Source organism: Labilibaculum manganireducens (genome assembly GCF_002843385.1).
GTDB lineage: Bacteria > Bacteroidota > Bacteroidia > Bacteroidales > Marinifilaceae > Labilibaculum > Labilibaculum manganireducens.
The window spans coordinates 22,767-44,319 of sequence record NZ_MVDE01000014.1; the positions used below are offsets into that span (position 1 = coordinate 22,767).

The following is a 21,553-nucleotide window of genomic DNA, read 5'->3' on the forward strand; positions in this document are numbered from 1 at the left end:
ACCCAAAACCAAAGTTTACAAAAGAGCTGTTTTTTGCCCACACACAGAACAAATTTTATTAATTTGCGAGTTAATAATAAATTGAAATATTGGATATTTGCAATATATGGAAGGTATAAAATATATAAAAGGTATTGGAATCTGGTATCAACGAGAGTTGAACACAATCAAAAGAAAGGATGATTTGTTTTTGCAGCCTATTTTTGAAGCTTTTACCAATGCTTTAGAATCCATTTCCATACAAAAGGAAAAATATCAATTAACGGAACAAGGCGAAATAAGTATTAATGTTTTCCTAACGAAAAATCTATTTTCAAAAGATACAACTAGTTACGATTTTCAGAAGATTATAATAGAAGATACAGGGCTTGGATTTGAGGATAGTGAATATGAAAGGTTTATCAATTTAAGAGATGATAGAAAAGGTTTTTCGAATAAAGGAACTGGACGAGTTCAGTTCCTTCATGCTTTCGACAAAACAACCTTTGACAGTATATACAAAGATAAAAACTCTTCTACCGGATTTAAACAACGTCTTATAACCTTATCAAAGTGTGAAGCATTTATTCAAAAAAATGCAATAATTAGACTTGATGATGAAAAAGAAGTCAAATCAGATAAACCTAAAACAGTTATAACATTTGAAACCCTTTTAAATCAAAAAGACAAGGATTTATTTAAGACAATTACTGCTAGTGAAATTAAGGAAGCGTTAATTAGGCATTATTTGGCAGGATTTTGTGAACAAAGGAATAACCTCCCATTAATTAAAATTAATTTATTAATAGATAATTCCGTTTCAACAGAATTATCTATTTTACCCAGTGATATCCCCGTTCCAAATCAGGAAAAAGAAATAGATATTCATTATAGTAGAATTGATGGAAATGATATTGTAAAATCATCAAAAAAAGAAACTTTTAAGTTTAAATCCTTTATTGTACCTGAATCAGAACTTGATAAAAATGGATTAAAATTAGTTAGTAAAGGTGAAGTCGCAAAAAACATTAAACTTGATAACTTATTGCCATCAGACCAGATAAATGGCAACCGTTATCTCTTTTTGTTATCAAGTAATTATATCGATGAAAGGGATAGTGACACAAGAGGTAATATTAATATATGCAAAAAGAAAGATTTCAAAAAAAATGAAGGCCCAGTTTTGTTTAGTGAAGAGGAAATCTTATTAGAAGATATTGAGGAAAAATCGAACCTAGTTATTATTTCATTATATAAAGAGATAGAGGAAAAACGAAAAGAAAAGGAAAGAAGTATTGAAGAATTACAGAAAATGTTCTTACTTAATCCTAAAACTATTGAATCACTTCATAACAAAATTAATATTGGAGATTCCGATGATGTCATTCTAAGAAAAGTTTATGAAGCAGATGCTAAAATTGTTGCCTCAAAAGATGCTGAAATCAAACAAAGAATTAAAGAACTAGATAACCTTGATACTACTAAAGACGATTATCAAGAGAAATTGGCTTATCAGGTGGATGAGTTTGTAAAAGTTATTCCAATTCAAAATAGAACCGCTCTTACCCAATATATTGCAAGAAGAAGAATGGTTCTCGATATGTTTGACAAAATTTTGAAAAAGGAAATTGAAAAGCTTCAAAAGGGAGAAAGAATAAATGAAGATTTATTACACAACCTAATATTTCAACAACATTCGGATAAACCAGAGGATAGTGATTTATGGTTAATAAATGAGGAATTTATTTATTTTAGGGGTACTTCTGAAAGTAAATTAGATAACATAGAAATAGAAGGTTCAAAGATTTTTAATAAAGAATTTACGAAAGAAGAAACAGAATATTTAAATTCATTAGGGGAAAAACGGCTTTCAAAACGCCCCGATGTATTGCTTTTTCCTGACGAGGGAAAATGTATAATTATCGAATTTAAAGCACCCGATGTAAATGTTGCTGAGCATCTTAGTCAAATAGATTTTTATGCAAACTTAATTAGAAATTATACTAATGATAGATTTCAGATTAATACTTTTTATGGGTATTTAATTGGTGAAAGTATTGAAGATAGAGATGTTAGAGGGAGAGTAAGTCGGTTTGAACATTCTTATCATTTAGATTATTGGTTTCGTCCATCTGAAACAGTTGTAGGATTTGAAAATCGTTCTGATGGTAACATCTACACTGAGGTGATAAAATTTTCAACGTTATTAAAAAGAGCAAGACTACGAAACAAAATATTCATCGATAAGCTTGAAGGCAATCAATAAAAGTTGAAAATCGCAGATAGTATATGATATTATAATGACAGAAACTGTAATAAATATCGAATTATATAAATCCTTGTTTAGGGGGAGAACTGATATTTACGCTGTTCGTTGGGAGAAGGATGCTCGAAGTGGTTACATGCCTGCATACAAAGTAGATTGGACGGACTACAATAAACATAAGGTACAGGGTGGCACGTTTAAAGATTACAAAAATAAGGAGTATTTACCTTTCAACAATTTAGCAATAGAATCACATTTTTCGGGAAAGGAAACCTGTGGAATTTACCCTTTATTAGAAGACAATACTTCATATTTTATTGCAGTTGATTTTGATAAGCAAAATTGGAAAGAAACTATTCTTAAACTTCACAACACTTGTAAGAAATATCAAATTTCATCTTACATCGAACGCTCCCGTTCTGGTAATGGGGGTCATTTATGGGTGTTTTTTGAAAATGCTTTTCCTGCGCAACAAAGCCGTAAAATCATGTTTGAGTTGTTACGACATTCAAACATAATTTCGCATTTTGAAAAAGAGCCCAGTTTTGACCGATTGTTTCCAAATCAGGATTTCCATTCAGGTAAAGGAATGGGAAATTTAATTGCACTGCCTTTGCAGGGAAATTCATTAGTACAAGGCAATTCATGCTTTATTAATACTGAAACCTTTGAACCAATTGAAAATCAATGGGATTTTTTAGAATCAGTACAGAAAATATCTAATGATGAACTAAAGAACCTTTATGAACAATTATTCAATACTAAACCTAATGAAGTATTTATTTCAAATACAGAGGATAATACATCTTTCGAACTTGAAATAATCATTAGCAATCAAATCTTCCTGAAGCGAGCTCAATTAAGCCAAAAGTTAATTGTGTTTTTAAGAGAACAATTAAACTTTTATAATTCTGACTATTTAGCTAAAAAGAATTTAGGGAAAAGTACATTCAACACGGAAAAGTTCTTCAGATTAATTGAAGAATCCGACAATGAGGTTATGATTCCCAGAGGTTTTACGGCTTCGTTAGTTAAGTTCTGCAATGAGGAAAAGATTCCTTTTAAAATAATTGATAAACGAGATAAGAAAGACACTATCGATATTGAATCAGATATAGAACTTCAAGACCATCAAGAAATTGCCCTTGAGAAAGTGCGAGAAAAGGATTTTGGAGTAATTGTTTCTCCCCCTGGTTCTGGAAAAACGATAATCGGACTTGAAATAATTGTAGAAAAAAGGCAACCAGCACTAATCATTGTTCATAGAAAACAATTGTTTGACCAGTGGATGGAACGCATTCAAGATTTTCTAAAGATTCCAAAGAAAGATATTGGACAAATCGGAAATCAAAAGAAAAAGATTGGTAAACAGATTACAATTGCAATGATTCAATCCTTGTCAAGGACTGATGATTTAAAAGATATAAAAAATGCATTCGGAACCATTATAATAGATGAATGTCATCATATTCCTGCCAAATCGTTTCGAGAAACAATCGTTAATTTTAATGCTTATTATTTATACGGTTTAACCGCAACGCCAAAGAGAAAAAATAACGACGAAAAATTGATATTCGTTTATATCGGGAATATTATACATCAAGTAAATCAACAAGAGTTTTTAGCAGAAAGAAATATTCAAACTGAAATTAACATTAAGGAAACTGATTTATTTGCTCCATTCGACTATAAAATAGACAAGTACGAAACTATTTCTAGGATTCTAATTCATGATACACAAAGAAATTCTTTGATTATAAATGATATAGAAAACAATGCCACAAGATTTAAAACTATTTTAATATTATCCGAGCGGAAAGCACATGTTGATATTCTAAACCTTTACTTGAAAGATAAATTTGAAACAATAACCATTCATGGTGATGATTCGGAAGTTGCAAGAAAAAGCAAGATTGAGCAAATAAAACAAGGGCATTTCAAAATAGTTATTTCCACAGGTCAGTTTTTTGGGGAAGGGATTGATATTAGTAATTTGGAATGCTTATTTATTGTGTACCCCTTTGCATTCGAAGGAAAATTAATTCAATATATTGGTCGAATCCAACGGTCGAAAAATCCGCCAGTAATTTTTGACTACAGGGATTCTAAAATTGATTACTTTGAAAAAATGTTTAAACAACGTAAACGATACTATAATAAATTGTTAAAATAGATATGCCAGAAAATCAAAATATAGAGTGGAAAGAAAGTTGGAGGGATGAATACCTCAAGTGGATTTGTGGATTTGCCAATGCCAAAGGCGGCAAAATTATCATTGGCAAAAATGACAATGGTGATATTGTAGGTGTTGCAAAAGCGAAAAGATTGATGGAAGATATTCCAAATAAAATTCAAACGCAGCTAGGAATTATTTGTGATGTTGATTTGAAAGATGAAGATGGAAAAGATTACATCGAAATTGATGTAAAACCATACGATGTTTTAATTTTATATCAGGGTAAATATCATTACAGAAGTGGAAGTACAAAACAAGAACTTAAAGGAAATGCACTTAATAAACTTCTTTTAAAGAAAGCTGGTAAAACTTGGGATGCTGTTGTTGAACCACGGGCTAAATTTGATGATATTGACACATTGGCAATTGAGGCCTTCAAAAAAGGGGCAACTACAAGCAAAAGATTACCGTTTATTGCAGATGAAGAAGATATTGAGCAAATTCTAGATAACCTGCTATTATTGGAAGATGGAAATTTAAAACGTTCAGCAATTCTTTTGTTCGGAAAGAATCCGTGTCGTTTTTTCATAAATGCATTCGTGAAAATTGGACGATTTGGACAAACAGATGATGATTTACGTTTTCAGGAGGTAATTGAAGGAAACGCTTTTCAATTGGCAGACAAAACCTTAGAAGTTCTTGATAGGAAGTTTTTTGTTTCCCCAATTTCTTATAAGGGATTACAACGTGTAGAAAGTTGGGAATATCCTTATGAAGCAATTCGAGAGGTTATTTTGAATGCAATTGTGCACCGAGATTATATGGGTGCGCCAATTCAAATAAGCGTTTACAATGATAAATTGATTGTTTGGAATGAGGGTTCATTGCCAGAAGATTTGACATTTGAGGATTTGAAAAAGAAACATTCATCTCGTCCTCATAATCCATTCCTTGCGAGTGCATTCTTTAAAGGTGGATTAATTGAAGCATGGGGACGTGGAACAATCAAAATTATCAATGAATGTAAAAAGGCAGGTTTACCTGAACCAATTATAGAATATTCCTCTGGTGGAATTAGTGTGACAATTTTAAAGAATATTTTTTCAAAGAAATATCTTTTAGAAAAAGGATTGAATGAAAGACAAGTGGAAGCAGTTATCTATACCAAAGAAAATGGAAAGATTACAAATAGCATCTATAGAGGAATATTTGGGTTAACAGAAAAAACAGCTTTTAGAGATTTCGAAAAACTAATTGAACTAGAAATCTTAATAAAGGTTGGAGAAAGAAAAGGTACATATTATAAACTAAAGGTCTGATAAATGTCCGATAAAATGGCTGAATGTCCGATAAATGTCCGAAACACAAAAGTCAGGCGAAGTTGGAGCAGGAACATCATATAAATTGATTGGCTCATAATTGGCTCAATTGGCTCAAAAATGATTCTCAAAACCAGCCCAATTTACAAGCACATTGCCAAAGCCCCTCGAGCCAATGCTCAACCAACGCTTTGTCAAAGAGCTTGAAAGCCGTCCCGATTTGCCCACAGGGCATTAGGGTTTGCCTACGCTCAAAAAACAAAATAAATTCGTGCTCCGTAAGCAACTTCGGTGCGGATTGATAGAAAAAACAAAGAGTTCTAAATAATAAATTAATAAGCAATGAAGGAACACCAGCATACAATCGAATAGCCCGCCCCGCTAGTAATCACTAGCAGGGAGAGGCTTTCACTCCACTGTACGTAGTGTGCCAAGAAGCTGCACATCGGCATAAAACCGTGTAGCATGCTTTATTTGAGATGGTGGAAAGCAGTTGTAAGCTTGACCCACCGATGTCGTTTTACAGGAGAGGGCATCAATTGAAGCGAAGCGTAAATCATGAGTGCTTTTGAAATAAACAATCTACGAACTAAACCACCTAAAGGTGCTTTGGTAAAGAGCCATGGTATTGAGCGTTTAGGAATTGCGAAGCAATCACGAACACCCGTGATAATTTTCGTGAGTAAAATCTATACCAAGAGTATAGCAGGTATTAATAGAAGAGATGAACCCTTCGTCAAGCTCAGGCTAAACATCCAGTGAACCACTGATGAGGTGTCGGGAAGTGGTAATATTCTGTCAAAAGTCGCAAAGTATGTTATGCGACGAAAGTACAAACGTTACAAGAATAGTATTTGTCGCGCTTATGAGTGGCTTAAAAGAATAAAGAAACAGTTTCCCTATTTGTTTTATTCACTGGAAATTGAATTTTTCTATTTAACTTGTAACTCGATTTATATACGACAAGAGCCGTATGATGGGAGACTATCACGTACGGTTCTGTGAGAGGCTTAGGGTGAATTGAAAATCGACGAAGTCAAACTCCCTTTGCCTACTCGACGCAAGACCGTTATGTGTAACTCAAAAAAAACACCTGAAATAAATGAACAAGCATCCTTTAAGGCAACAAATAGAAGAAATTGTAAAGCTAACCGATGATGAATTTGACTTTGTGCTACAGCATTTTCGAAAAAAGTCATTTAAAAAACACCAAATTATTCTTCACGAAGGAGACTATGCACAGTTTGACTTCTTTGTAGTTAAAGGATTAATGCGTGTTACAAAATTGGATTTTGACGGCAAAGAGCATATTCTACAGTTTGGAATGGAAAATTGGTGGATAACAGATGCAGAAGCTTTCCACAACAAAACGAAATCAACACTCATCGTAGATTGCCTTGAAAACACAGAAACACTTTCTTTGTCTTTAGAGAGCAAAGAGAAGTTGAGTAGGGAATTGCCGAAAATGCAAACTTTTTTTCTTAAAAAAACAACGAACGGATACATTGCTTTACAAAAGCGCATTCTGTGTTTTTTGAGCAGCAATGCAAATGACCGTTATCACAATCTTCTTACTTTATATCCAGGTCTAATCCAGAGAGTTCCTAAAGCAATGATAGCTTCTTATCTTGGTGTTACAAGAGAAACTTTAAGTCGGTTGTCAAAAATTAAAGCTTAAAATGTGACAAACCTCACACCATTTTTTTGACAAATGTCCTGTTCAGCAAAGTATGCTTTTCAGAGCTTTGTTATATGAAACATACATTAGTTACAAAAAAGAGTCGGTTACCTATTGCAATTTGGGCTTTGACTGTAAGTGTTTTTGCTATTGGGACAACAGAAGTTGTTATGATTGGCTTGTTGCCCACCATCGCAAAAGAATTTTTAACCAGTATATCTTCAGTAGGTTGGTTGGTAACTTCCTACGCCATAGGTGTAGCAATTGGTGGGCCAATTGTTACCGCTTTTACCAATAAAGTAAATCGCAAAAAATTACTGCTTACAATAGTATTATTTTTTGTTCTCAGTAATGGTTTAGCTTCTATTTCGTTCAATTTTACTCTTTTGATTATTGCAAGGGTATTATCAGGGGGTGCTCACGGAGTGTTTGTTGGCATCGGTGCAAATATTGCCAGTAGTATGGTTTCAGAAGAAAAAAGAGCTACAGCAATATCCATTATGTTTACAGGGTTAACAGTTGCTATGGTAACTGGTGTACCGCTTGGCACTTATATAGGGCAACAATTTGGGTGGCGTTATACCTTTGGTGGTATTGCCGTGGTAGGTTTTATTTGCTTATTGGCTAATCAACTTTGGTTACCAAACACTATAAAGAAAGGTGAAGCTATTCGTCTTAAGGACCAGTTCAAGGTTTTGACGAACAAATCAATGCTTTTAGGTTTTTCTTTGACCACATTTTCGTTTGCTGCACTTTTTGACACATTTACCTACCTATCGCCATTATTGGAAAAAATATCTGGGTTTACAGAAAATCAAATCACTTTAATATTACTACTTTATGGAATTGCTGTTGCATTTGGAAACCTCCTAGGTGGCAAGTTTTCCAATAAAAAACCTGCCAAAACGCTCATTATTTTATTTGCAATAATGTTTGTAACATTTGGGTTAATGTTCGCCTTGTTACCGTATAAAATACCCACACTTATTTTGATTGCAATAATGGGTTTTATCGGTTTTTCAACCGTTCCCGGAATGCAATTGTATGTAATACAGCTTTCAGAAAAATACTTGGCAGGAACAGGGGATGTTTCTTCGGTCTTGAATATTTCAGCATTCAATGTAGGAATTGCATTAGGTTCGTCTATTGGCGGTATGCTTATTTCAAAATCGTTGGGTCTATTGTCAATTACCTTAATGAGTGCTATATTTTCAGTACTCGCTATTATAATGGCAATTAATAGTATAAAAAGAGAAAAATTATTTTAACATAAAACATATAATATGGAATACAGAAATTTAGGAAATTCAGGATTGAAAGTACCAGTATTAAGCCTTGGAACAGGTACCTTTGGAGGAACTAACGAATTTTTTCAGCGTTGGGGACAAACAGACGCAAAAGAAGCTACTAGACTTATTGACATTTGTATTGAAAGGGGAATCAACTTTTTTGACACAGCCAATGTCTATTCAATTGGTGATTCAGAAATTGTTTTAGGCAAAGCATTGAAAGGTAAAAGAGATAAAACAATCATTTCTACCAAAGCTACTTTTCAAATGGGAGAACATCCCAACGAAAAAGGCTCGTCTCGATACCACTTGATGAATGCACTTGAAGAAAGCTTAAAACGACTGAATACTGATTATGTCGACTTATTTTTAATGCATGGTTTCGACAAAAACACACCTATTGAAGAAACATTAAGAACTCTAGATGATATGGTAAAAAGTGGAAAAGTTAGATATATTGGCTGTTCAAATTTTTCTGCTTGGCAATTGATGAAATCGCTTTCCATTTCAGAGAAGCTAAACTTAGAAAAATATGTTGTTTATCAAGGCTATTATTCGCTAATTGGTCGAGACTACGAGCAGGAATTAATGCCACTTTTAGAAGACCAAAATATGGGATTGATGGTTTGGAGTCCACTCGGTTGGGGGAGATTAACAGGGAAAATAAAAAGGGGAATGGAAATAAAAGGCGGTAGAATAAAGTCTGGAGGAGATATTGGAGCACCACCAGTTGATGATGATTTTTTACTTAATGCTGTGGACGTTTTGGAAAAAATCAGCAACGAAATCGGAAAATCAATACCACAAATTGCTATCAATTGGTTGCTTCAAAACAAAAGTGTTTCTAATATAATAGTCGGAGCAAGAAACGAAAAACAATTGTTATGGAACATTGAATCTGTCGATTGGAATTTATCCGATGAACATATAAAACTACTCAACAAAATTTCGGAACAAACACCGATTTATCCTCATTGGGTAGGAGAAAGATAAAAGGCTACACATAATATTGCATAAAAATAATAGCGGCTTTGGTGATTAATCAAAGCCGTTTTTTTTATTTACAATCGATTTTAAATGAAAGGTTAGCGTTTCATAATCTGCTATTATCCTTATACTCACCGTTACAGGGCATTCCCCACATAAGAGCAAGCAATTAATTACTGTTGCTAACGAATATCATCTTCGATTAAATTTTCCTGCTATATTTCGAGAGACTATTTGCAAGACCGATTCTTTAACTGGTGCATTCAAATCCCGTGGTGCATTCTGGTTGAAATGAAACCCTTTTTTTAATTTTTTAAAACCCGTATCATTTTGTTTTTGGAGTATATTATTGTGCTCCGAAATTGAAAAACAATACAATTCAGGAGGTTGCGGTTTTACCGTAATGTGTTTTTAGGAAAATGTCTGCCAATTAGCTTAAAATATCCACTTATAAATAAAGGATGTTTATCATTTTTGACTTTGAAAATATTGGTATTCATATCAAGGTCTTGTGCAATAAAAAATGAATTATAAATAGGTTTCAATTTTGTTTTTTATTGAATCGGATGTGCTGATCAGTTTGATAAAAATGATTTTTCAATGCAAGAGCTGAAGATTGCTTTTGAGGAAGAATTCTATATAATACCAAATTAATTTCATCGTAGGTAAATAGTAAAAATTGAGGAAGAAGGGCTGTAGCAGAAAATCAATCGAATAAAAATATATTATGGCAACAAACAGAAGAGCATTCCTAGGGAATTTGGCTTTAGGAGCTGGTGTTTTAGCAGCTGCGCCTCTTGCAGCATGCAGTGGCACAAAAGATGAAAGTAAATTTCCACACATCAAAGAATTGGTGGGAAAGAATCCAAAGATGAATTTTAATATGTGTGGTTACGCTGCACCAAAATTGGATACCGTGCGGGTAGGATTCGTAGGTATTGGTGATCGTGGTTCGGGAGCAGTAAAGCGAATGACTTTTATTGAAGGTGTAGAAATTGCCGCTTTATGTGATACAAGACAGGCTGCTGTTGACGGGGGACAAAAAATACTTGCCGATGCAGGTCTTCCGAAAGCAAAAGAGTTTGTGGGCGGAGATCTTGGGTTTAAGGAATTGTGCGAAAGTGGATTGGTCGATTTGGTTTATATTGCCACTCCGTGGGAATGGCACGTACCTGTTGCAATTGCAGCCATGGAGGGCGACAAACATGCGGCAGTTGAAGTTTCAACGGCAAAAACTCTGGATGAGTGCTGGCAAATGGTTGAAACATCGGAGCGAACCCGCAAGCACTGTGTTATTCTGGAAAACTGCTGTTACGATTTCTTCGAAATGCTCACCTTAAATATGGTGCGGCAAGGAGTATTCGGAGATTTGGTGCATGGCGAGGGTGCCTACATTCATGATTTGGACTATTGGCAATTTAATAAGCCCAAAGACAATCAAATGACTGACGGTGCCTACACTAAAATGTGGCGGATGCACGAGAACAAGCGAAAAGCGAATGTGTATCCTACCCATGGTTTGGGGCCGATTTGTCAGTCGATGAATATCAACCGTGGTGATAAGATGGAATATCTGACTGCTATGATGTCGGATGATTTTACCTTGAAACGCCGAATTGAAGAAAAAGCCAAAGAAGATCCGTTTTTCGAGCAGTTTGTTGGATGGGATATGCGTGGAAATATGGATTTGCAATTGATTCGTACCAACAAAGGGCGCACCATTATGATTCAGCATGACATTAGTTCGCCTCGTCCTTATTCACGTATTCACCTGTTGAGTGGAACGAAGTGTTTTGCACAGAAGTGGCCTTTGCAGCACATTGCCTTTGGACATAATGTTGCTGATGAAGCGAAGATGAAAGAGCTGGAAGAAAAATACACCCCTGAGTTGATTCGAAAAGTAGGAGAGATGGCCAAGCAGGTTGGCGGTCACGGAGGTATGGATTTTGTAATGGATTGGCGTTTGATTGATTGTTTGCGAAACGGACTTCCTGTGGATATGGATGTTTATGATGCTGCAGCCTGGAGTTGTATTACGCCATTAAGTGAATGGTCTATTGCAAACAAATCCAATTCAATTGAAGTTCCTGATTTTACTCGTGGTGCATGGGAAACCAATGCTCCTATCGACCTCACCTTAACTGGTGCAGGAACAACCGAGGTTCGGAATTTAATTAAAGCGAATTCTAAAGGACAGTTGAACGTTCATTAAGAAAGTTACACAGTTAATTTAAGCAATAGTGAAGTTATGTCTTTATTGATTATTAGACTTCACTATTGTTGTTTTTGCAAAGCAACTAATGTAAATTTGTTTTTGATACTAAATTATATTAAATGAACAAACAAATTCTGGTAACCGGAGGAACTGGCTTTATAGGTTCACATACTGTTGTTGAGTTGCAAAACAGTGGTTACGATGTGGTGATTGTAGATAATCTTTCGAATTCGAAAGTAGAAGTATTGGATAAAATTAAAGAGATATCCGGCATTCGTCCAAAATTCGAGCAGTTTGATTTAACCGACAGACAAAAAGTAAAGGATTTCTTTCAGAAATATTCGGGTATAGAAGCCATTATTCATTTTGCGGCATCGAAGGCTGTTGGTGAATCGGTTGAAAAACCATTGATGTACTACAACAATAATCTAAACTCTTTGATGAATATCATGGAGTCGATGATGGAATTTAATGTATCCAATCTTGTATTCTCATCTTCGTGTACAGTATACGGACAACCTGATCGTTTGCCGGTAACTGAGCAAACTCCAAGAAAAGAAGCAGAATCTCCATACGGAAATACCAAAACTATTTGTGAGGATATCATTCGTGATACAATTAAAGCATATCCATCGCTTAAAGGGATTGCACTTCGATATTTTAACCCGATTGGTGCACATGCTACGGCAAAAATTGGGGAGTTGCCTTTAGGTGTGCCAAATAATTTGATTCCTTTCCTTACACAAACTGTGGCTGGTATCCGCCCGGAGTTGAGTGTGTTTGGTGATGATTATAACACTGCCGACGGTTCAGCAATTCGGGATTATATTCATGTGGTGGATTTGGCCAAGGCTCATGTTGTTGCCATTGAAAGATTATTGAATAACAGAAATAAGGAAAACTACGAGTATTTTAATGTTGGTACAGGAAACGGCGTTTCTGTTCTTGAGATTATTAAATCATTTGAAAGAGCAACGGGAGAGAAAGTTCCTCATAAAATTGTGGCTCGTCGGGCAGGTGATATCGAAAAAATATATGCCGATACGTCTTTTGCAAATGAGGAGTTGGGATGGAAAGCAGAGAGCACTCTTGACGAAACGCTTCTTTCTGCCTGGAAATGGCAATTGAATATTTGAAGTTTAAACCAAGTGGCAAAGAATTATTTTAAGAGGATGTCCGAAAAGTAAAGTTTCCCTTGGAAATGTCATGTTGAGCGAAGCCGAAACATCTGTTATTCAAACATAAAGATTCTTCGTCCCGATTCATCGGGATCAGAATGACAATAAAATTGAACTTTTCGGACACCCTCTTATTCTTTTTATTGAGAATTACAATTTGGAAAAAGAGTGTTGAAAACTAAGCCTCATATAATTTAATACATTCCCGATTGATAATATCAACAGGAAGATACTCATCTTTTGGAATATCGTGATTCAAAAGAACATATTCGAATAATTTTTTTACGGCTTTAAATCCTTGTTGGTGGGGATGCTGACCAATTAAGAAATCAATAGTTCCGTGATTTAGATATTTGATGTTTTGTTCGATAGGATCAAAACCCACAAGAATAATATCACTGAGCGCGTTGCTAATCAGATATCTTGCTATCTTATAAACCTTGGATCCTGTTATAAAAATGGCTTTTATGTTCTTGTTTTTCTTGATTACAGAATCTAATTTCTCTTTAATAATTTCAGTATCAGATTTAGGAATTTCAATGCTTATTTTCAGACCTTGATTTTTTCCTTTATCCATAAAATAGCTTAAAAATCCTTGTGTTCTTTGATTTAAGTGATGAACATTTTCCAGATTTTTAGCCAGATTAATAATTAAAATATCTCCATTTTCGGGAATGCCAAAGTCTATTAAATTAGCGGCAACTCTTCCGCCGTGAAAACCATCACTGCCAACATAAGCTAAATAGTTGCTTTTCGATAATTTTGATTCGATAAAAACATATGGAATTCCTTTTTGATCAAGTTTTTCGGTGAAATCGAGACTTTCTTTTGAGAAAATAGGAGAGAATACAACCCCCGAAGGATTAAGCTCTAAAACTGCTTCGGCTTGTTTAATGAAATCTTGTTCATTGTAATGTTCGAAAAAGAAATTTTTAACTTTTACTTGAAATTGTTCTAATTCCAAGGCGGCTTCAGTAATGCCATTTAATGGTCTTTTCCAAAATATATCTTCCTCGGTTGGGCTTGGTAACAAAGATGCAAAAACACATTGCTTTTTAGAAGTAAGTGCTCTGGCAATAAGGTTAGGTTGATAGTTATTTACTTTTGCGATTTCCAGAATTTTATTCTTGGTTTCTTCCGCAACTTCTCCGCGATTGTGGAGTACACGATCTACCGTACCAACAGAAACACCTGCCTGTTCAGCTATGTCTTTTATTCGAATCTTCGCTTTGGTCATTTCTAGTAAATAAAAAAATCAGGAAGGAATTTATCCTTCCTGAAATTAACAAACTCTAACTACAATTATGAAACAAAAGTAATACATTTACTCATAAAAAATTTAGAATCCTAAGGGTAAAGTATTGAGGGGTTTATTGAATTGCGGTTATTCTGTTATTGGCTTGTAATGAGGAACCAAAGATTTCATAATGGCCCAACCAATTAAATAAGCAACCGCACAAATTGAAAAAATGATGAAATAACCTGCTCTGATTCCTTCAAAGCCCATAAACTTCATATTGGTGTTTGCTGCAAAGTCGAAAAGAACTCCAGAACCTTTATTGATACAGAATGAACCTAAACCTCCGGCCATTCCTCCAATTCCGGTAATGGTTGCTATTGATGAACGGGGAAACATATCACCTGTAGTAGAGAAGATATTTGCAGACCATGCCTGATGTGCAGCTCCGGCGATACCAATGATAATAACAGGAAACCAATAAGAATAAGTACCTAAGGGTTGAGCTAATAAAGCCAAAAGAGGGAAGAATGCAAAAATAAGCATCGATTTCATTCGTCCGGCATATGGATCCATTCCTTTTTTATCAACAAAATAAGTTGGGAGCCATCCGCCAATAATAGACAACAATGTGATTGCATATAAAACAAACAGTAATAATTGTGCTGTTGTGCTGTTGGAAGTTAAACCGTAAACATCACTTAAGTAGGCTGGAGTCCAGAATAAAAAGAACCACCAAACACCATCAGTCATGAATTTACCAATAATAAACGACCAGGTTTGTTTGTATTTAAAAGTATCAACAAATGATATTTTCAGACTTTCGTTTGCCGTAGTTTTGTCATCATCACTACTGTCGTCCTGATTAATATATGCTAACTCGGCAGGGTTTACTTTATTGTGCTCGTGAGGTTTTTTGTACATGAACTTCCAAAAGAATATCCAAACAAATCCTAAAGCTCCTATAATAATAAATGCCATTTCCCATCCAAAATGAGAAGCAATTACCGGAATTGTTATTGGAGCAGCCAATGCTCCTACTGTTGCTCCGGCATTAAAAATACTAGTTGCATAAGCTCTGTCTTTTTTAGGGAAATATTCTGCTGTTGTTTTAATTGCAGCCGGAAAGTTTCCAGCCTCACCAATGGCAAGAACAAATCGTGCAAAGACGAAAAGAACTACACTGACATTAATAATTTTAGAGACGTTGCTCACCTGTTTTATGGCTTCTTTTGCATTTTCAAAATCAAGAAACCATTCGCCGCTAACGATACCCGATGTGGCAATACCACAAAAAGCATGTAATACAGCTCCTACTGACCAAATACCAATAGCCCAAATAAAACCTCTTTTTGTGTCCAGCCAATCAATGAACCGGCCTGCAACTAAAAGGCCTACGGCATAAAAAACAGAGAATAAAGCGGTGATATTACCATAGTCGTTATTGGTCCAGTGAAATTCCGGGGCTATAAAATCTTTCCATGTCAGCGAGAGTACTTGCCGATCCATGTAATTAATTGTCGTTGCAAAGAATAGTAATGAACAGATTTGCCACCTGTACTTAGTCATATTTCCTTTTATCTGTATTGCAGTCATTTATTTATCGTTAGAGATTAATAATTTTATTTTTTAAAGACAAACTTTATAAATTTTTGCTTATTCCTAATTCAAGACCTCGTAATTCTGCCAATCCTTTCATTCTGCCGTACAAAGAATATCCTGGGTTTGTCTTCTTTGGAAGATCATCCAGCATTTTATTGCCATGATCGGGGCGCATCGGAATTTGCCAGTCTTTTCGGCCTGATTCTTTACGTTCTTTTTCTTCTATCAGTAAAGCTTTCATTACAGCCGGAATATCAATATCTCCATCAAACAAGTAGTTTTCGAAGAAGTTTCCTTCCTCGTCTCTGGTCACATTTCTAAGATGAACAAAATTGATTCGGGGAGCTAATATCTTTGTCATTTCCGGCAGATCATTAAAATGACCAGCACCAAACGATCCTGTACACAATGTAATTCCATTTGAAACCGAGTCAACTACTTTAGTTAATTCCAGAGCGTCTTCGATGGTGCTTACAACTCTGGGTAAACCAAGCAAAGCACGTGGCGGATCATCCGGGTGAATGGCCATTCTTACACCTGCTTGTTCGGCAACAGGAATGATTTCCTGCAAAAACTCATGCAGATGTTTTTTCAATTTGGATGCATCAATTTCTTTGTAGCCATCCAATACTTTTTGGAAACTTTCCAAAGTATATGATTCTTCGGCACCAGGGAGACCTGCGATTACATTTCGGGTAATTTTTTCGATTTCGGCTTCCGACATGCTGTCAAACTTTTCCTTGGCACGGGTTACCATTTCAACAGAATAATCTTCATCCGCATTTTGACGCTTTAAAATATAAATATCAAAGGCGGCAAAAGTCACCATGTCGAATTTTAGTGCATTCGATCCATCAGTAAAGTTGAATTCCAAATCGGTTCTTGACCAATCCAAAATAGGCATAAAATTGTAGCAAATGGTTTCAATACCACATTCACCTAAGTTTTTGATGCTCTGCTTGTAATTTTCTATGTATACTTTGTAATTGCCGGTTTGTTTTTTTATATCCTCATGAACTGGCACACTCTCAACCACCGACCAAGTTAGTCCGGCAGCTTCAATTTCGGATATTCTTTTTTTGATTTCGTCAATGGACCAGACTTCTCCGTTTGGAATTTGATGAAGAGCCGATACAATACCGGTTGCTCCGGTTTGTCTTATTTCCTGAAGTGAGATTGGATCGTTTGGACCGTACCATCTCCATGTTTGTTCTAATGACATGTTGTTTGTTTTATAGTTAATGGACAAAACGGACAAGAGGTGATTGAATTCTTGTTCCGTTTTGTCACATAAACACGCTAACCTAACTATAATATATAATTAAAACTAAAAAGCCTGTTAAACTCCGCTATACGCACTAAATCCTCCATCAACAGGAATCACAATTCCTGTTACAAATGCCGACCAGTCCGATAGCAGATATAGTAGGGTACCCTGCAATTCTTCAGGAGTACCGTAACGTTCCATTGGTGTATTGTTAATAATTTTTACGCCTCGTGCAGTTGGCTCACCTGTTGCTTCATCGGTTAGTAAAAAGCGATTCTGATTTGTCAGCAAAAATCCAGGAGCTATTGCATTTACACGTACTCCCATTTTTGAAAAATGAACTGCTAACCATTGCGTAAAATTGTTCACAGAAGCTTTTGCTGCCGAATAAGCTGCAATTCTGGTCAGAGGACGGTAAGAGTTCATCGAAGATACATTTACTATTGAACCTCCTTTTTTCTCAATCATATCCATGGCAAACACCATCGTTGGAAGAATCGTTCCTTTAAAGTTCAAATCAAAAACTCTATCAAAACCCTCCATTTTCATTCCAAAGAAAGTTTCTTCCAGATTTTCAAGATCAGAATCTACCATTTGATCTACACCAGATGTAGCCAGAGGTGAATTCCCTCCGGCTCCATTGATAAGATAATCTACACTCCCCAGCTTATTATTGATTATCCTCTTTGCTTCCTGCAGTGATTCTTTATCAAGTACGCTTGCTGCAAGCCCAATTGAAGAAACATTGTATTTGGTTTCAATTTCCTGAGCTAATTTTTCAACAGCATCAGCATTAATATCAATCAATGCCGTTTTTACACCCATTGCAGCCAATGATTTAGCCATAGTAGAGCAAATTACTCCTCCGGCACCGGTAACAACGGCTACTTTATTTCTTAAATTGGTTTCCATTTTTGTTTATTTTCTGATTTCTTTGATGATAGAGACAGCATTTGCAGTTGCAGCTTCAATTGCTTCGTAATTGAATGATCCATCTGAATTTTTCACCATCAGCTGAGATCCCATTCCTACACAATGTACACCAGCATCAAACCATTTCGTTAGGTTCTCTTTTTCTGGTTTTACGCCGCCGGTAGGCATAATTGAAGACCATGAGAAAGGCCCTTTTACGGCTTTTACAAACTCAGGACCACCCACTTGTTCTCCTGGAAATATTTTCACAACCTCAGCACCTAATTCTTCAGCGTATGAAATTTCTGTTAATGATCCACAACCTGGTGACCAGGCTATTTTCCGACGGTTACAAACTTTAGCCATTTCCGCATTTAAGATTGGAGAAACAATAAAATTTGCACCCAACTGGATGTATAATGAAGTTGTACCGGCGTCAATAATAGACCCGACGCCTAAAATCATTTCCGGACATTCTTTAGCAGTCCATTTAATTAGTTCTGCGAAAACTTCATGTGCAAAATCGCCGCGGTTAACGAATTCAAATACGCGGGCACCACCTTTGTAGCATGCTTTAACAATCTCTTTACAAACTTCTATATCTGAATGAAAGAATACAGGAATCATTCCCACTTCTTTCATTTTTAAAGCAACTTCTATTCTTGAATATTGAGCCATTTTTTTTTATTGATTATGAATTGAGAATTAGGAATTATATGTCTGAAGTATTCTTCATTTATAATTCATAACTCATAATTTATCTGGCAACCCGTCCGGATGCATCACCTTCCATTAACTTCACCACTTCGTCAACAGTAACTTGATTGTAATCGCCATAGATTGTATGTTTCAAACAAGATGCTGCAACCGCAAAATTTAGAGCTTTCTGATCATCTTTTGGCCATGTAATTAATCCGTAAATTAAGCCTCCCATAAATGAATCACCGCCACCAACACGATCAACGATGTGTGTTATTTGGTACGTATTATTTGCTTTGTACAATTCTGTTCCATCATATAAAACACCTGTCCACGAATTGTGGTTTGCGCTGATAGATCCGCGTAAAGTGGTAATTACTTTTTTACAACGGGGAAATTGTTTCATGATTTGTTGAGAAACAGATAAGTAAGCTCCTGCTTCAACATGTCCGCCGGTAACATCAACACCTTCTGGTTTGATTCCTAAAACTTTTTCAGCATCTTCTTCGTTTCCTAATATTACGTCGCAGCCGGCAACTAATTCAGGCATCACTTCGTTTGCAGTTTTGCCGTATTTCCAAAGATTTTTTCTGTAGTTTAAATCAGTTGAAACGGTAATACCTCTTTTGTTGGCTTCTTTAATAGCTTGTAAGCAAACGTCAGCAGCACCTTGTGAAATGGCCGGAGTAATACCTGTCCAATGAAACCATGATGCACCTTCAAAAACTTTTTCCCAGTCAATCATTCCGATTTCAAGTTCAGCAGCAGCAGAATTAGCTCTGTCGTAAACCACTTTACTGCCTCGGCTAACAGCTCCAGTTTCCAAAAAATAAATTCCCAAACGATCTCCACCCCAAACGATGTTGTCAACACCAACGCCGTATTTTCTTAAATCCATCATACAAGCGTGGCCAATATCATTCTTTGGAAGACGGCTTACAAAATCAACCTCAATGCCATAATTTGCCAAAGAAACGGCAACATTAGCTTCTCCTCCGCCATAAGTAGCGTTAAAATTATCAACTTGAGAAAATCTAGCATAACCAGGTGTTGCAAGTCTTAGCATGATTTCACCGAAAGTAACTACTTTATTCATCTTTATTATTTTGTTTGAGTAAGATTAAAAATTGAAATAGTTTTTAGCATTATAGTAACAGATTCCCTGCACTATTTCTTTCAACAATTCTTCGTTGTACGGAATTAATCCCTTTTCAACATCGTTACCAATTAGGTTACAAAGAATTCTGCGGAAATATTCGTGACGGCTGTAGCTTAAGAATGATCTGGAGTCAGTTAGCATTCCAACAAAGCGACTTAAAAGTCCAAGATTAGAAAGTGCATTCATTTGTTTCTCCATGCCATCTTTCTGATCCAAAAACCACCATCCTGACCCCCATTGAATTTTACCAGCGATCTCACCATCCTGAAAATTCCCCAACATGGTTGCATAAACTTCGTTATGCGCAGGGTTTAGATTGTAAAGAATGGTTTTGGTTAATTTCTCTTCCGTTGCCAATCGATTTAGGAATTTTGACATGTCTTCAGCGACCAATTTGTCCGCAATTGAATCGAATCCGGTATCGGCACCTAATTTGTTGAACATTCCGGTGTTATTGTTACGAATAGCACCAATATGGAATTGCTGAACCCATCCTTTTGAATGATCCAAAACAGCAAATTCATACAACATTGCCGATTTGAATTTCAAAATTTCTTTTTCGTTCAATTCTTCTCCTTTTCGGATCTTTACAAAAATTTCAGTGGCTTCATCATTTGTATATTCAGCGGCAAAAAATTGCTCCAAACCATGATCGGAAGCCTTACAACCCATTTCAGCAAAGAAATCATGTCTTTTTTGAAGTGCCGAAAGTAAATCTTCAAATGTGTTGATTTCCATTTCGGAAGCAATTGCCAGTTTGTTGATGTATGCGTTGTATTCTGATGCATCATCAACAGCCATTGCTTTATCTGGTCTCCATGATGGAACCACTTTGGTTTTAAATCCGGAATCTTTAATTGCTTTATGATATTCCAACGAATCGGCAGGATCATCGGTTGTACCGATAACTTCAACATTGGCTTTGCGAATTAAGCTTCTGCATGAAAACTCAGGAGTATTCAATTTTTTATTGCACTCGTTCCAGATTTCCTCTGATGTATCAGGACTTAATATTTTTTCAATGCCAAATGGTTTTTTTAGCTCCAAATGTGTCCAGTGGTAAAGAGGGTTGCGCAATGTATAAGGAACAGTACAAGCCCAATTTTCGAATTTCTCTCTGTCAGAGGAAGATTCTCCGGTGACATCTTCTTCTTTTATACCGTTGGTTCTCATAGCTCTCCACTTGTAGTGGTCACCATATAACCATATCTGAGTCATGTTTTCAAATTGCTTATCATCCGCTATTTCTTTTGGGGAAATATGGCAGTGATAGTCGATAATTGGAAGATCGGCTGCAAATTCATGATACAGTTTTTTCGCTGTATCGGTCTCAAGAATAAAATCTTTGTCTAAAAATTTCTTCATCGATATTGTATCAAATAAGTTTCGTTTTCGCACACGGGAGTTTGTAAAAAAAATGTTTAAAACGATTGTTTAAATAATAAGAACCTTTTCAAAGTTTAAATCTAAAATACTTCCGTGTTCGGACACGAAGATAGTGAGGTTTTTTATTTATAGCAAACGAGTGGGTGATTTTAAATTAAATTTATTTAAGGTATAGCTGATTTTAATTCGTTATAATAGTCAATG

The 21,553-nt window shown here is 35.6% G+C and carries 15 protein-coding genes; 8 read left to right on the plus strand and 7 right to left on the minus strand.

Translation table 11 applies throughout. The features are described 5' to 3' along the window. Positions 1–106 precede the first annotated feature (106 nt). From BZG01_RS10650 to galE, 8 genes are all read left to right on the plus strand, one after another. Positions 107–2,245, plus strand: a complete 2,139-nt coding sequence (locus tag BZG01_RS10650; protein WP_101309822.1) for an ATP-binding protein — start codon at positions 107–109, stop codon at positions 2,243–2,245. A gap of 34 nt (positions 2,246–2,279) precedes the next feature. Then, positions 2,280–4,418, plus strand: a complete 2,139-nt coding sequence (locus BZG01_RS10655) for a DEAD/DEAH box helicase (protein ID WP_101309823.1) — start codon at positions 2,280–2,282, stop codon at positions 4,416–4,418. A gap of 2 nt (positions 4,419–4,420) precedes the next feature. Next, a complete protein-coding gene (locus BZG01_RS10660) occupies positions 4,421–5,740 on the plus strand; it encodes an ATP-binding protein (protein WP_101309824.1) in 1,320 nt (439 codons plus the stop codon). 1,102 nt (positions 5,741–6,842) lie between these two features. Beyond that, positions 6,843–7,418 carry a Crp/Fnr family transcriptional regulator gene (locus BZG01_RS10670; RefSeq protein WP_101309826.1) on the plus strand — a complete coding sequence of 192 codons (576 nt, stop codon included), beginning with the start codon at positions 6,843–6,845 and terminating at the stop codon, positions 7,416–7,418. 74 nt (positions 7,419–7,492) lie between these two features. Continuing rightward, positions 7,493–8,686 (plus strand): MFS transporter, encoded by a 1,194-nt coding sequence (locus BZG01_RS10675; RefSeq protein WP_101309827.1) that lies wholly within the window; start codon positions 7,493–7,495, stop codon positions 8,684–8,686. A gap of 15 nt (positions 8,687–8,701) precedes the next feature. Continuing rightward, positions 8,702–9,700: an aldo/keto reductase gene (locus tag BZG01_RS10680; RefSeq protein ID WP_101309828.1), complete on the plus strand. Its 999-nt coding sequence runs from the start codon at positions 8,702–8,704 to the stop codon at positions 9,698–9,700. Between the two features lie 721 nt (positions 9,701–10,421). Continuing rightward, positions 10,422–11,906: a Gfo/Idh/MocA family protein gene (locus BZG01_RS10685; protein ID WP_101309829.1), complete on the plus strand. Its 1,485-nt coding sequence runs from the start codon at positions 10,422–10,424 to the stop codon at positions 11,904–11,906. Between the two features lie 122 nt (positions 11,907–12,028). Beyond that, positions 12,029–13,045 carry a UDP-glucose 4-epimerase GalE gene (gene galE / locus BZG01_RS10690; protein WP_101309830.1) on the plus strand — a complete coding sequence of 339 codons (1,017 nt, stop codon included), beginning with the start codon at positions 12,029–12,031 and terminating at the stop codon, positions 13,043–13,045. 220 nt (positions 13,046–13,265) lie between these two features. On the opposite strand, the gene BZG01_RS10695 is transcribed toward galE, so the two are convergent. From BZG01_RS10695 to uxaC, 7 genes are all read right to left on the minus strand, one after another. Continuing rightward, positions 13,266–14,324 (minus strand): LacI family DNA-binding transcriptional regulator, encoded by a 1,059-nt coding sequence (locus tag BZG01_RS10695; protein WP_101309831.1) that lies wholly within the window; start codon positions 14,322–14,324, stop codon positions 13,266–13,268. A gap of 147 nt (positions 14,325–14,471) precedes the next feature. Next, entirely contained in the window at positions 14,472–15,920 is a 1,449-nt protein-coding gene (locus BZG01_RS10700; RefSeq protein WP_101309832.1) for an MFS transporter, read from the minus strand. 46 nt (positions 15,921–15,966) lie between these two features. Continuing rightward, on the minus strand, positions 15,967–17,148 hold the full coding sequence (uxuA, locus tag BZG01_RS10705; RefSeq protein WP_101309833.1) for a mannonate dehydratase: 1,182 nt from the start codon (positions 17,146–17,148) through the stop codon (positions 15,967–15,969). Positions 17,149–17,265: 117 nt separating this feature from the next. After that, positions 17,266–18,105, minus strand: a complete 840-nt coding sequence (locus tag BZG01_RS10710; RefSeq protein WP_101309834.1) for an SDR family oxidoreductase — start codon at positions 18,103–18,105, stop codon at positions 17,266–17,268. A gap of 6 nt (positions 18,106–18,111) precedes the next feature. Next, complete coding sequence (locus BZG01_RS10715) at positions 18,112–18,783, minus strand: bifunctional 4-hydroxy-2-oxoglutarate aldolase/2-dehydro-3-deoxy-phosphogluconate aldolase (protein ID WP_101309835.1); 672 nt, start codon at positions 18,781–18,783, stop codon at positions 18,112–18,114. A 79-nt stretch (positions 18,784–18,862) separates the two neighbouring features. Further along, complete coding sequence (locus BZG01_RS10720) at positions 18,863–19,900, minus strand: sugar kinase (protein WP_101309836.1); 1,038 nt, start codon at positions 19,898–19,900, stop codon at positions 18,863–18,865. Between the two features lie 24 nt (positions 19,901–19,924). After that, the gene (uxaC, locus tag BZG01_RS10725; protein ID WP_101309837.1) at positions 19,925–21,328 is read right to left on the minus strand and encodes a glucuronate isomerase; all 1,404 of its coding nucleotides are present in this window, start codon (positions 21,326–21,328) and stop codon (positions 19,925–19,927) included. Positions 21,329–21,553 lie beyond the last annotated feature (225 nt).